This is a genomic window from Bradyrhizobium sp. 6(2017) (assembly GCF_011058295.2).
Taxonomy (GTDB): domain Bacteria; phylum Pseudomonadota; class Alphaproteobacteria; order Rhizobiales; family Xanthobacteraceae; genus Bradyrhizobium; species Bradyrhizobium septentrionale.
On the sequence record NZ_CP049289.2, the window covers coordinates 9237677 to 9249644 of the forward strand.

Sequence of the window (11968 nt, forward strand, 5' to 3'; positions counted from 1 at the left end):
CACATGTCCGTTCCCGTTTCTCCCAAGCGTAACGCATTGCTCGCTTCTGCCCGCGAGCGCATCCTGGTGCTCGACGGCGCCATGGGCACGATGATCCAGGGCCTGCAGTTCGATGAAGCCGCCTTCCGCGGTGCGCGCTTTGCGGACTTCCACCGCGACATCAAGGGCAACAATGATCTCCTGATCCTGACCCAGCCTGACGCGATCACGGACATCCACGCCGCCTATCTGCGCGCCGGTGCCGACATCGTCGCGACCAACACCTTCTCCTCGACCTCGATCGCGCAGGCCGACTACGACATGTCGGACCTCGCCTATGAGCTGAACCTGCAGGGCGCGCGGCTGGCGCGCACCGCAGCGGAGCGGGTGAGCGCCGAGGACGGCAAGCCGCGTTTTGTGGCCGGCGCGCTTGGCCCGACCAACCGCACCGCCTCGATCTCGCCTGACGTCTCCAATCCCGGCTATCGCGCGGTCACCTTCGACGATTTGCGCAAGGCCTACGGCGAACAGGCCAAGGGCCTGCTCGACGGCGGCGCCGACCTGCTGCTGGTCGAGACCATCTTCGATACGCTGAACGCCAAGGCGGCGCTGTATGCGATCTCCGAGATCATCGAGGAGCGCGGCATCGATGTGCCCGTGATGATTTCCGGCACCATCACCGACAAGTCCGGCCGCCTGCTCTCCGGGCAGTTGCCGGAGGCGTTCTGGCACTCGGTGCGGCACGCCCGGCCCGTGACGATCGGCTTCAACTGCGCGCTCGGCGCCGAGGATTTGCGCGCGCACATCGCCGACATCGGCCGCGTCGCCAACACGCTGGTTTGCGCCTATCCGAACGCCGGCCTGCCCAACGAGTTCGGCCAATATGACGAGACGCCGGACTACATGGCGCGGCTAATCGGCGAGTTCGCCGCCGCCGGCCTCGTCAACATCGTCGGCGGCTGCTGCGGCACCACGCCCGACCATATCGCCGCGATCGCCAGGGCTGTCGCCCCGCACAAGCCGCGCGTCGTGCCTGACATCGAGCCGCGGCTGAAGCTCTCCGGCCTCGAGCCGTTTACGCTGACCGACGCGATCCCATTCGTGAACGTCGGCGAGCGCACCAACGTCACCGGCTCGGCGCGCTTCCGCAAGCTGATCACCGCGGGCGACTACACCGCCGCGCTGCAGGTCGCGCGCGACCAGGTCGAGAACGGCGCCCAGGTCATCGACGTCAACATGGACGAGGGCCTGCTCGATTCGGAAGCGGCGATGGTGACATTCCTCAACCTCGTCGCCGCCGAGCCCGACATCGCGCGCGTGCCCGTGATGGTCGACTCCTCGAAATTCCACGTCATCGAGGCCGGCCTGAAGTGCATCCAGGGCAAGCCGATCGTGAACTCGATCTCGATGAAGGAAGGCGAGGAGAAATTCCTGCACGAGGCGACGATTGCAAAACGCCACGGTGCCGCCGTGGTGGTGATGGCGTTCGACGAGACCGGCCAGGCCGACACGTTCGCGCGCAAGACCGAGATCTGCAAGCGCGCCTACGACATCCTGGTCAACCGGCTCGACTTCCCGCCCGAGGACATCATCTTCGATCCGAATATTTTTGCGATCGCGACCGGCCTCGAGGAACACAACAATTACGGCGTCGACTTCATCGAGGCGACGCGCTGGATCCGCCAGAACCTGCCCGGTGCGCACATCTCCGGCGGCGTGTCGAACCTGTCGTTCTCGTTCCGCGGCAACGAGCCGGTGCGCGAGGCGATGCACTCGGTGTTCCTGTATTACGCGATCCATGCCGGCATGGACATGGGCATCGTCAATGCAGGGCAGATGATCGTCTATGACGACATCGACCCCGAGCTGCGCCAGACCTGCGAGGACGTCATCCTCAACCGTGATCCGGGTGCTTCCGAACGCTTGCTGGCGCTTGCCGAGAAATTCCGCGGCAAGGAGAAGCAGACCAAGGAGCAGGATCTCGCCTGGCGCGAATGGCCGGTCGAGAAGCGGCTGTCGCATGCCCTGGTGCACGGCATCACCGAGTTCATCGAGGCGGATACCGAGGCCGCCCGCCAGAACACCACCCGCCCGCTCGACGTGATCGAAGGCCCGCTGATGGCCGGCATGAACGTGGTCGGCGACCTGTTCGGCGACGGCAAGATGTTCCTGCCGCAGGTCGTGAAGTCGGCGCGCGTGATGAAGCAGGCGGTCGCCTATCTGATGCCGTTCATGGAGGAGGAGAAGGCGCGCAACCTCGCCAACGGCATCACCGGCGGCCGCAACGCCGCGGGCAAGATCGTGCTCGCGACCGTGAAGGGCGACGTCCACGACATCGGCAAGAACATCGTCGGCATTGTGCTCCAGTGCAACAATTTCGAGGTCATCGACCTCGGCGTCATGGTGCCCGCCAACAAGATCATCGAGACGGCGAAGGCCGAGGGCGCCGACATCATCGGCCTGTCCGGCCTGATCACGCCCTCGCTCGACGAGATGAGCTTCCTCGCCGGCGAACTGGAACGGCAGGGCATGAATCTGCCGCTCCTGATCGGCGGCGCCACCACGAGCCGGGTGCATACCGCTGTGAAGATCGACCCGAACTATCCGGGCGGCCCGGTCGTGCATGTCAACGACGCGAGCCGCGCCGTCGGCGTTGCCTCCTCGCTGTTGTCGGCCGAGAAGAAGCAGGCCTATGCCGCCGAGGTGCGCGCCGAATACGCCAAGATCTCGACGGCGCATTTCCGCGCCCAGGCCGACAAGAAGCGGCTGAAGCTTCCTGCTGCCCGCGCCAACAAGGTCGCGATCGATTTCGCCGCGGCGCCGCCGAGGAAGCCGACGTTCTTCGGGCTGAAGAGTTTTGATGCCTACGACCTCGCGGAGCTCGCCCAGTACATCGACTGGACGCCATTCTTCCAGACCTGGGAATTGACCGGCCGCTTCCCGGCGATCCTCGACGACCCCAAGGTCGGTGAGGTCGCCCGCTCGCTCTATGATGATGCGCGCACGATGCTCGACCGCATCATCGCGGAGAAGTGGTTCACCGCGCGCGCCACCATCGGCTTCTGGCCCGCGAATGCCGTCGGCGACGACGTCGAGGTCTATGCCGACGAGAGCCGAGCCGAGAAGATCGCGACCTTCCATACGCTGCGCCAGCAGCTCGAGAAGCGCGAGGGCCGCTTCAATGCCGCGCTGTCCGACTTCGTCGCGCCGAAGGACACTGGCGTAGCCGACTATATCGGCGGCTTCGTGGTCACCGCGGGCATCGGCGAGGATGCAGTCGCCGACCGCTTCAAGAACGCCAATGACGACTACTCCTCGATCCTGTGCAAGGCGCTGGCCGATCGGCTGGCCGAAGCCTTCGCCGAGCGCATGCACCAGCGCGTGCGCAAGGAGTTCTGGGGCTATGCGCCCGACGAGAGCTCGTCGCCGGACGAATTGATCCTCGAGAAATACGACGGTATCCGCCCCGCGCCGGGCTATCCGGCGCAGCCCGACCACACCGAGAAGCGGACGTTGTTCGCGCTGCTCCATGCCGAGACCACCGCCGGCGTGAAGTTGACCGAGAGCTTTGCGATGTGGCCGGGCTCGTCGGTCTCGGGCCTGTATTTCTCGCATCCCGACAGCTTCTATTTCGGCGTCGGCAAGATCGAGCGCGACCAGGTCGAGGACTATGCCGCGCGCAAGGCCATGACGGTCGCCGAGGTCGAGCGCTGGCTCGCGCCGGTGCTCAACTACATCCCGTCGCAGGACGCGAAGGGACAGGCGATCGCGCCCGCCGCGACGCCCGCCAATGACGAGGAGCTGGCCTCGCATCCGCAGGGCTGCACCTGCGCGGTGCACCTCGCCTGGCGGAAGAAGAAGGTCGGCGCGGGGTAGCTCTTCCTTCCCTTCTCCCCTTGTGGGAGAAGGTGGCGCGGACGCAGTCCGCGACGGATGAGGGGTCTCCATCCGCGGAGACAGACCCCTCACCCGTCCGCGATGCTTCGCATCGCGTCCACCCTCTCCCACAAGGGGAGAGGGGAAGAAACGCGGAGTATACTCCATGCAATTCTTCTCCTTCTGGCGGTCGCTGGCGAGCTTTCGGGTCCGGATCGCGCTCAATCTGAAGGGCGTGCCGGCCGAAATCGTGCTCGTCGACATCGATGCGGACGCGCATCGCGCCGATGCCTATCGCAAGATCAATCCGCAGATGGCGCTGCCGGCACTGGTGACGGACGACGGCACGGTGCTATTCCAGTCGCTCGCGATCATCGACTATCTCGACGAGACCTACCCAAGCCCGCCGCTGCTTCCTTCCGATCCGCTCGGCCGCGCCCGGGTGCGCGGTCTGGCGCTGATCGTCGCCTGCGAGGGCCATCCGCTGCTGACGCCGCGGGTGCGCCGCTATCTCGACCGCGAGCTCGATTTGCGCGACAGCCAGCAGAATGCCTGGCGACGGCACTGGACGGTCGAGACGCTGGCGGCGCTCGAGGGCCACCTCGCCGGCCACAAGGCAACCGGCCAGTTCTGCCACGGCGATGCGCCGGGCCTCGCCGACATCTGCCTGGTCGGTCACGTCACCGCGGCGATCAACCAGCAGATCAGCCTGTCGCCCTGGCCGACCGTGAAGCGCATCCACGAGACCGCAATGGCGCTGCCGGCATTCGCCAGCGCGCATCCGTCCGCGCAGTCGGACACGCCCGAGGCGATGCGGGCGAAGTAGTGGGCGAGTGGAAGCGCCGCGAAGCATAGGTAGAGGCGCAAATGTGCACGATCCTCGCCCCGCCGTCGTCCCGGCGAAGGCCGGGACCCATACGCCGCAGCGGGTGTTGTGGATGGGACTCGTCGTTCCAACGTCACGCAACAATAACCATTTGTGGTTATGGGTCCCGGCCTGCGCCGGGACGACACTGAATATGCGGCGCGGGTTGTGAGTCAAACCTCCGCGTTCTCGCGACATGAATCGTCCGAGCTTTGCTCTTCTTTCCGCCCTTGCTCTTGCAGAGGGCGCAGGGAAAGCCGGGTGCCGATCGGTACACCCCGGTTGCGTGGGGAAGGGAGCCCGAGACGCGCGCTCACCTCACGCTCCGACCAATGCGCTCGCTGACCGTTCGCGCGATCGCGGCCGGCGCCTCGTCGGGGATCGCGAAGCACGAGCTCGCGTTGATCTCGCAGAGCACGTAGGTGTCGGCGCCATCGGCATCGCGCGGACCATAGAGGAAGTCCGCATCCCAGATCACCGGCAGCGACGCCTCATCGATCACCAGCGTCGCCATCAACTGCGGGATCCAGTCGTCCTCCATCAGCCGTCGCAACGTCCTAAATTGCGGGGCATCGGGACCATGCATGATGCGCGGTCCGGGTTGCGCCTCGGGTGCGTCAGGGCCTTCCGGAGGCGGCGGGATCAAGGCCCTGATCAGCTGGTGCCCGAAGCCCGCGACCTTCGATCCGCTGACATAGCAACGGATCATGCCCTCGGGCAGCCGCGGCTGGAAAGCCTGATCGATGATGCAGCCGCCCCATCCGAAATACGGCTCGCAATGCGCGATGAAGGCGTCAAGCGGCATCTCCTCGGGCTGGCTGCCGCGCAGCGCGTGGAGCACGCGAACGGTCGCGTCCGCATTCGGCAACGCTTCCACCTTCCAGACGCCCTGCCCACCATTGCCGCGGTTCTGCTTGAGCACGCGTGGACCACCCGTGCGCAGGCGCGACGGGAATTCGGCGCGGAAAGCGTCGGCGGTGGCGTAGCGATGCGTGTCAGCGCCCCAGCCGAGATGACGGGTGCGGTAGAGCACCTCCTTGACGCCCATCTTGAGGATGACGTCCGGATGCGCGCTGACCCATGGATGTCTCATCGGACCTCTCATCGGATGTTTCGCCGCGACCTCGCGCAGCAGCGGATCGAGCGCCGCGCGCGTCTTTCCCTGATGGATCGGATCGACCCAGACGAGAACGCCGTCCATCGTCAGCAATTGGTCGCGGACGGCATCGGCGAAAGTTTCGTCATAGACGACGGGACAAGCCTCGATGCCGGAGGCTTCGAGCGCTTCGAAGGCGCGGACGAAACGGTTGTTGTGCGCCGTCGCGTCCTGCCGCGCCGCGGCATCGCCACGCCACAGGATCGCTATTCTGGAACGACGAGGTGTGTGCTGTTCGGTGTCCATATCAACGCTCCACGACGGGTTGGGTGTCGCGCAGAGCTTGGACCGAGGTCTCACGGGGAGTCTGCCTTTTCCCCGTAGGCAGGAATCTAGACGACCTTGCCCAGGTTTCAAGATGGAAGTGGAACCAATCCTGCTGAGCGGTTGAGAGCGAGATTCAGCACCGACACCGTTCCTGTCATAGACAGTGAACTTTTGGTGATCCGTTTCAATCGTTGATGATTCCGCTTCGCCAAGACCGTTGACAGCAACGGACATTCGTCTTTTATTGCAGCCACGGGGATGTGCGATCTCCCCGCGAGGCGACATGCCCAAGAATCGCGTCCTGTTCACCAAGGACGCACCATGTCGTCATACACATCGATCTCATCAGAGAAACTGTCTCGTCTTATCGGCACGGCCAAGGCCCCGGTGCTGGTCGACGTTCGCGTCGATGAGGATTTCACCGCCGATCCACAGCTGATCCCGGGCGCCATCAGGCACTCCCACCTCGACGTCCAGGACTGGGCTCCCCGCCTTTCCGGCCAGTCGGTGGTGGTCATCTGCCAGAAGGGGCAGAAGCTCAGCGAAGGCACCGCCGCCTGGCTGCGATGCGGCAACATTGCTGCCGAGGTTCTCGAGGGCGGCCATCTCGGCTGGAAAGCGGCGGAACTTCCCACCGTTCCCGCCGACAGGATTCCGAAACGCGACGGGCGCGGCCGCACCGTCTGGGTGACGCGATCACGGCCGAAGATCGACCGCATCGCCTGTCCGTGGCTGATACGCCGCTTTGTCGATCCCGCGGCCGTGTTCCTGTTCGTCGCATCAGCGGAGGTCGACGCTGTCGCCGAGCGCTTCGGGGCCACGCCTTTCGACATCGAGAACGTGTTCTGGAGCCATCGCGGCGACCTCTGCACCTTCGACGTCATGGTCAAGGAATTCGGTCTCGCGACGCCGGCGCTGGAGCGGCTCGCCACCATGGTGCGGGCGGCGGATACCGCGCGGCTCGATCTATCCCCGGAGGCACCCGGATTGCTCGCCGCCTCGCTCGGCCTGTCGCGCATGTTCGACGACGACCTCGAGCAGTTGAGCGCCGGCATGCTGCTCTACGACGCCTTCTATCGATGGTGCCGCGACGCGACCAGGGAAACGCACAACTGGCCGACCAGCAAGGTGAAGGCATGACCGACGTCGCGGCGAACCCGAAGGCGAGTCAGGAGTACGCCCACGGCATCTCGTTCAACGAGGCGCTGCTGGTGTGGATGCGCGTCGCGATCCTGAGCTTTGGCGGACCGGCCGGCCAGATCGCGGTGATGCACCGCATCCTGGTCGAGGAAAAGAACTGGATATCGGAGGGGCGTTTCCTGCACGCCCTCAACTACTGCATGCTGCTGCCGGGGCCGGAGGCGCAGCAGCTCGCGACCTATATCGGCTGGCTGCTGCACAGGACGCTCGGGGGCATCGTGGCAGGTGGGCTGTTCATCCTGCCCGGCATCTTCGCCATCATGGGCCTCAGCTATATCTATGCCGCTTACGGCAATGTCGGATTTGTCGAGGCGCTGTTCTTCGGCCTGAAGGCGGCGGTGCTTGCCATTGTCATCCAGGCTGTGGTGCGGGTCGGCAAGCGCGCGCTGCGCAACCGGGTGATGATCGCGCTCGCGGCGACGGCCTTTGTCGCGATCTTCTTCTTCGCGGTGCCGTTTCCGCTGATCATCCTGGCCGCTGCCGGCGTCGGGCTGATCGGGGCATGCCTGGGCCGCAGCGAATTTGCGGCGATCGAACATGGCGGCAAGAATTCCGCCGTGATCGACAGCATGCTTGGCGAGGCGGTTCCGGATCACGTCCGTCCCAACGCGTCGCGCGCGCTGCGGGTCGGCGCGGTCTGGCTCGCGCTCTGGCTGGTGCCGGTGTTCACCCTGCTCATCGCGCTCGGGCCCGGCGACGTGTTCAGCCAGATCGCGATCTTCTTCAGCAAGATGGCGATGGTGACGTTCGGCGGCGCCTATGCCGTGCTCGCCTATGTCGCGCAGCAGGCCGCGGAATATTACCACTGGGTCAGCCCGCGCGAGATGCTGGACGGGCTCGGCATGGCCGAGACCACGCCCGGACCGCTGATCATGGTGGTTCAGTTCGTGGGCTTCATGGCGGCGTTCCGCGAGGCCAGCGGGCTGCCGCCGATGCTCGCCGCCACGCTCGGCGGCCTGCTCGCGACATGGGTGACCTTCACGCCGTGCTTCCTGTGGATCTTCGTCGGCGCGCCCTACATCGAAGCGCTGCGCGGCAACAAGGTGCTGGCGGGTGCGCTTTCGGCGATCACCGCCGCCGTGGTCGGCGTGATCCTCAATCTTTCGATCTGGTTCGCGCTGCACACGCTGTTCCGGCAGACCTTCCCGGTGCACGGACTCGGCCTGTCGTTCGACGCGCCGGTGCCAAGCAGTATCGACTGGCCGGCGCTGGCGCTGTCGGTGGCCGCTGCGATTGCGATCTTCCGCTTCAATGTGGGGATGCTCACGGTCCTGGCCGCGTCCTGCAGCGCGGGCGTGCTGCTGCGCCTGGCGGGCATCATCTGAGGTGAGCGGCACGCATCACAAGAACCTGGGGCAGCACAATACAACCGGGAGAACAAACATGCAGAAAGCAAAGCTCCCTCACCTGATCCTTGCGCTCGCGATCGCGGGCGCCGCCATGCCAGCCCATGCCCTGACGCAGGACGAGCTCGTCGCAAAACTTCAGGCCGCCGGCTATGCCGAGATCAGCGACGTCAAATCGACGGCCGAAGGCTTGACGGCGAAAGCGATGAAGAACGGCAAGCCCGTGAGGCTCGTGATCGACAGCAGCGGTCAGGTCAAGGAGCAGAACTGAGACCTCGGCGAAACACCGAAATCGAAGCGAACGAGGAACGATCATGACCAAATCAACTTTGGCATTGTGTGCTGTCATACTTTGGCCTGCGATGGCTCTCGCGGCACCAACCGACGTCAGCGAAAAGCAGCAAGCCGTCGTCACATCGGCCGAGGCGGCAGCCATCCATCCGCCGTCGACCCAGACCCTGCGCGGCGTCGTCGACAGCATCGACGAACGCAACGATACGATCAGGATACGTCTGTCATTGGACCGGACAGAGCCGTTCAAGGTTCAGGATGGCCTGCTGTTCAACGCGGTCCGCTTCGGCGATCCCGTCACATTCTCGGTGCAGGATATCTCGGGATTTCGGACCATCGTCGGGCTCACGAAGGAATAGCGCGCGTGCCTGACGCATCGAACTTTTTCGCCTTTGATCCAAGCGTACCGGCATTGCTCAACATCAGGAGGAGCCGATGACCATCGACACAGAGCGCCGCAACTTCATCACCGCGGCCGGCGTAGCCACAGCATCGGCAGTCGTGCTGGGTAGCAACCGCGCCGCTGCCGAAACCAACCAGCAGACAGGAGCCAGGGCCATGTCCTATCAGGCAAAACCGATGTCGTTCGATCCAAAGTCGATCAGCGGCATCTCCGAGAAGATCCTCGTCAGTCACTACGAGAACAATTACGTCGGCGCGGTGAAGCGGCTCAACGCCATCGGCACGCAGCTTGCCGAACTCGACTTCGCCAAGGCGCCGAACTTTGTGATCAACGGCCTGAAGCGCGAGGAGTTGATCGCAGCGAACTCGATGATCCTGCATGAAGTCTATTTCGACGGGCTCGGCGGCGCGGGCAAGCCGGGCGGAGCGCTCGCCGAGGCGATCACGCGCGACTTCGGCAGCATGGAGCGCTGGCGCACCGAATTCGCCGCGATGGGCAAGGCGGAAGGTGGCGGTTCGGGTTGGGTGATCCTCGCCTACTCGCCCCGCGACAAGCGGCTGGTCAATCAATGGGCCGCGGATCATACGACGACGCTTGCCGGCGGTCGTCCGGTCCTGGTGCTCGATATGTATGAGCACGCCTATCACATGGACTTCGGCGCCGCCGCGGCCCGCTATGTCGACATCTACATGGAGGCCATTCGCTGGGACAATGCAGCCAGGCTTTACGAGCAATACGCGAAGGAGACGTGAGGAGAGACGTGGAGCGGCGCGGCTGGTTCCATTCGGCGGGCATGTGACCAAACACTGCCGCGTTATCGGCATTGAGAATGTGCTTCGGCCACTCTAGATCAGAGGTTGCCCCTCCCCCGGCGCAGTCACTGCGCCGCTCCACCGAAGAGTTAGCCTATGCGACCCCACATCATCTGCCACATGGGCACGTCGATCGACGGCCGGCTTCATCCCAGCCGCTTCACCAAACCCGCCGCCGGCATCCCGGCCGACGTGCTGCGCTCCCATTACGAACGGATCCATGACGAATTCAACGCCGACGGATGGATCATCGGCCGCGTCACCATGAACGAGATGGCCAAGGGATCGGAGCGGCACATCGCCAATGCACCGAAAGTGCCGCGCGAACCGCATCTCGGCAATCGCAATGGCCGCAAGCTCGCGATCGGCATCGATCCGGCGGGCCGCGTGCATTTCGGCAAGGACAATGTCGGCGGCGATCACGCCGTCGCGGTACTCGGCGAGCAGGTCTCCGATGCCCATCTCGCCGAGCTGCACGAGGACGGCGCGTCCTATCTCTTTGCCGGCGCAAAGGGCGATGACCTGGCGAGCGCGATGGCGCAGCTTGCGTCGCTGTTCGGCGCCAAAACGCTGCTGCTCGAAGGCGGCGGCGGGATCAACGGCGCCTTCCTCAAGCACGGGCTGATCGACGAGTTCAGCACGCTGATCCATCCGGCGGTCGACGGCGTCGCCGGATCGCAAAGCATCGTCGACTATCACGGCCCCGAAGGCGACCGCCCCGGCGCCGGGCAATCGCTGCGGCTCACCCATTGCGAGACGCTGGAGGGCGGCATGGTCTGGCTGCGGCATGCGGTGGAGCGCGTGCCGGGTTGAGCGCCGGCCTGCCGCAAGCGCGACGAGGCGGATGTCAAATGCCGGCGGTGGCGGCGATGATGGTGTCTCGCAGCCAGCGGTGCGCCGGCAGATCGTCGAAGCGGCGGTGCCAGCTCATGACGCTCTGCAGCTTCGGTGCGTCGAACGGCAATTCGCGCATCTCGATCGGATAGGCGCGGCGGAATTCGAGCGCGAGCTTCCGCCCCAGGATCGCGACCATATTCGATTGCACCAGGACCGCGCCGGCGGACAGATAGGGGATGTCTGCGGCAATGGTCCGCTCGGCCTTGCGGGCCTGCAGCCAGGCGTCGACGAAGTCCAGATTCTCGCCGCTTGAGGTGATCGCAAGATGAGGCAGTCCGGCCAGCAGCTCGGCGGTCAGCTTCTTGCGCAGGGACGGATGCCCGGCCCTCAGCACCGCGACGAAGCGATCCTCGATCAAGAGCTGCGAGGCAAAGCGCTCGTTCTCGAGGGCGCGCGCAGAGATCGCGAGATCGAGCTCGCCGCGGTCGAGCCGGTCGGCAAGGTTCAAGGTGCCGCTCGGCAGCAGCGTCAGCCGCACCTTCGGCGCCTGCGCCCGCGCAGCCGCGAGGATCAGGCCGACCGCGACCACCGCGGCATAATTGTTCACCGCGATGGTGAAGCGCCGGTTGGCCTGCGCCGGATCGAACTGATCGCCCTCGACCGCGAGCTGCAGCTCGTTGAGCGCCTTGCGGATCGGCAGCGCCAGCGCCTCCGCCCGCGGCGTCGGCAGCATGCCGGATGGCGTGCGGACGAACAGTCCGTCCTTGAGCGCGTGGCGCAGCCGGTTCAGCGCGTGGCTGACCGCCGGCTGGCTGATCGCAAGCGCGTTGGCTGCGCGTATCACGCTGCGTTCGCGCATCACCGCGTCGAACACCAGGAGCAAATTGAGGTCGAGATTGCGCAGCCGCATATACCCATCATGCACGATATGAATTA

10 protein-coding genes are annotated in these 11968 nt (G+C 65.2%); 8 read left to right on the forward strand and 2 right to left on the reverse strand.

Annotation, left to right across the window (positions count from 1 at the left end; translation table 11 throughout):
- The first annotated feature begins 3 nt into the window (after positions 1-3).
- Both metH and maiA read left to right on the forward strand, forming a co-directional pair.
- Positions 4-3855, forward strand: coding sequence for a methionine synthase (gene metH, locus G6P99_RS43920; protein ID WP_165126513.1), 3852 nt, complete (start codon positions 4-6; stop codon positions 3853-3855).
- A gap of 166 nt (positions 3856-4021) precedes the next feature.
- Positions 4022-4681 (forward strand): maleylacetoacetate isomerase, encoded by a 660-nt coding sequence (gene maiA / locus G6P99_RS43925; RefSeq protein WP_029077777.1) that lies wholly within the window; start codon positions 4022-4024, stop codon positions 4679-4681.
- Between the two features lie 352 nt (positions 4682-5033).
- On the opposite strand, the gene G6P99_RS43930 is transcribed toward maiA, so the two are convergent.
- Positions 5034-6122: a Cj0069 family protein gene (locus G6P99_RS43930; RefSeq protein WP_029077778.1), complete on the reverse strand. Its 1089-nt coding sequence runs from the start codon at positions 6120-6122 to the stop codon at positions 5034-5036.
- Between the two features lie 342 nt (positions 6123-6464).
- Here G6P99_RS43930 and G6P99_RS43935 point away from each other — a divergent pair, with 342 nt between their 5' ends.
- The 6 genes from G6P99_RS43935 (at position 6465) to G6P99_RS43960 (ending at position 11008) form a co-directional block, all read left to right on the forward strand.
- On the forward strand, positions 6465-7283 hold the full coding sequence (locus G6P99_RS43935) for a chromate resistance protein ChrB domain-containing protein (RefSeq protein WP_029077779.1): 819 nt from the start codon (positions 6465-6467) through the stop codon (positions 7281-7283).
- Positions 7280-8668, forward strand: coding sequence for a chromate efflux transporter (chrA, locus tag G6P99_RS43940; RefSeq protein WP_029077780.1), 1389 nt, complete (start codon positions 7280-7282; stop codon positions 8666-8668). Before G6P99_RS43935 ends, chrA begins: the two co-directional genes overlap by 4 nt.
- A 58-nt stretch (positions 8669-8726) precedes the next feature.
- Positions 8727-8960: a hypothetical protein gene (locus G6P99_RS43945; RefSeq protein ID WP_029077781.1), complete on the forward strand. Its 234-nt coding sequence runs from the start codon at positions 8727-8729 to the stop codon at positions 8958-8960.
- A gap of 43 nt (positions 8961-9003) precedes the next feature.
- A complete protein-coding gene (locus G6P99_RS43950) occupies positions 9004-9339 on the forward strand; it encodes a hypothetical protein (protein WP_029077782.1) in 336 nt (111 codons plus the stop codon).
- Between the two features lie 199 nt (positions 9340-9538).
- The gene (locus G6P99_RS43955; RefSeq protein WP_029077783.1) at positions 9539-10135 is read left to right on the forward strand and encodes a superoxide dismutase; all 597 of its coding nucleotides are present in this window, start codon (positions 9539-9541) and stop codon (positions 10133-10135) included.
- Between the two features lie 156 nt (positions 10136-10291).
- A complete protein-coding gene (locus G6P99_RS43960; RefSeq protein WP_029077784.1) occupies positions 10292-11008 on the forward strand; it encodes a dihydrofolate reductase family protein in 717 nt (238 codons plus the stop codon).
- A gap of 34 nt (positions 11009-11042) precedes the next feature.
- Here the strand turns inward: G6P99_RS43960 and G6P99_RS43965 are convergent, their stop codons facing one another.
- The gene (locus G6P99_RS43965) at positions 11043-11942 is read right to left on the reverse strand and encodes a LysR family transcriptional regulator (protein ID WP_029077785.1); all 900 of its coding nucleotides are present in this window, start codon (positions 11940-11942) and stop codon (positions 11043-11045) included.
- Positions 11943-11968 lie beyond the last annotated feature (26 nt).

Excerpts from the sequence above, each read along its gene's own strand:
- G6P99_RS43965 (WP_029077785.1), bottom strand. The coding sequence starts at position 11,942 with ATGCGGCTGCGCAATCTCGACCTCAATTTGCTCCTGGTGTTCGACGCG.
- metH (WP_165126513.1), top strand. The coding sequence starts at position 4 with ATGTCCGTTCCCGTTTCTCCCAAGCGTAACGCATTGCTCGCTTCTGCC.
- G6P99_RS43960 (WP_029077784.1), top strand. The coding sequence starts at position 10,292 with ATGCGACCCCACATCATCTGCCACATGGGCACGTCGATCGACGGCCGG.
- maiA (WP_029077777.1), top strand. The coding sequence starts at position 4,022 with ATGCAATTCTTCTCCTTCTGGCGGTCGCTGGCGAGCTTTCGGGTCCGG.
- G6P99_RS43935 (WP_029077779.1), top strand. The coding sequence starts at position 6,465 with ATGTCGTCATACACATCGATCTCATCAGAGAAACTGTCTCGTCTTATC.
- G6P99_RS43945 (WP_029077781.1), top strand. The coding sequence starts at position 8,727 with ATGCAGAAAGCAAAGCTCCCTCACCTGATCCTTGCGCTCGCGATCGCG.
- chrA (WP_029077780.1), top strand. The coding sequence starts at position 7,280 with ATGACCGACGTCGCGGCGAACCCGAAGGCGAGTCAGGAGTACGCCCAC.
- G6P99_RS43950 (WP_029077782.1), top strand. The coding sequence starts at position 9,004 with ATGACCAAATCAACTTTGGCATTGTGTGCTGTCATACTTTGGCCTGCG.
- G6P99_RS43930 (WP_029077778.1), bottom strand. The coding sequence starts at position 6,122 with ATGGACACCGAACAGCACACACCTCGTCGTTCCAGAATAGCGATCCTG.
- G6P99_RS43955 (WP_029077783.1), top strand. The coding sequence starts at position 9,539 with ATGTCCTATCAGGCAAAACCGATGTCGTTCGATCCAAAGTCGATCAGC.